This is a genomic window from Caballeronia choica, from assembly GCF_001544535.1.
Lineage (GTDB): Bacteria > Pseudomonadota > Gammaproteobacteria > Burkholderiales > Burkholderiaceae > Caballeronia > Caballeronia choica.
Genome location: NZ_FCON02000592.1, coordinates 1 through 636 on the forward strand (window position 1 = coordinate 1; position 636 = coordinate 636).

Annotated in this window: 1 pseudogene; it reads left to right on the forward strand. The window is 59.0% G+C overall.

The annotated features are described in order from the left end of the window. Window positions 1-290: 290 nt before the first annotated feature. Window positions 291-636, forward strand: a pseudogene (locus AWB68_RS45895) (pyridoxal phosphate-dependent aminotransferase); the annotation flags it as partial.

Here is a 636-nt window from a genome sequence, read left to right on the forward strand (position 1 = left end):
AGTTGCTCATAACGGTACGGAGTGGGCGTGTCCATCGAAGCGCTCGTAACGGAGTAATCCCCGATTATCGACGCGACAGCCCGGCCCGCCAAGGGAAACTGTGATGGTCCATTCTGCGGAAAACTGTGACTGTTATGGTCGACCCGGAGGCGCTACGATGCATGCATTGCGATCGCATCCGAACGAACCGGGATGCGGTACCGCAGCAACGCCCTCCGCACGGCTGAGACATTCAGCGGCTCGCAGCGGATCGTCTGGCGAATGACTCACGGCAAATGCAAGGCACAAGCATGAACGATCTCCAACAGAACTCCGATGAAAGACAACGTCCTGACTTCAACGAAGCAAAGTCCCCGGCGTGGCGCGGAAGATTTCCTCGCAACGAGATCATTTCTCTGCTCGACGTAAACCGGCCGCTCAATCTCGCGGAGAGCACGTCGCAAGACTTGACGGTCGGCGAATTGCTGGACCTGGCGGGTCTCGACCGTATCCGCGACCTGAAGCTCGGCTATGGAACCTCCGCGGGGTCGTTGGCGCTGCGCGAAGCCATTGCAGAAGACTGCGGCGTTCCAGCCGAGCACGTCATCACGACACAAGGCACCGCGCTCGGGCTCTTTCTTCTTGCTTTCGAAGTGT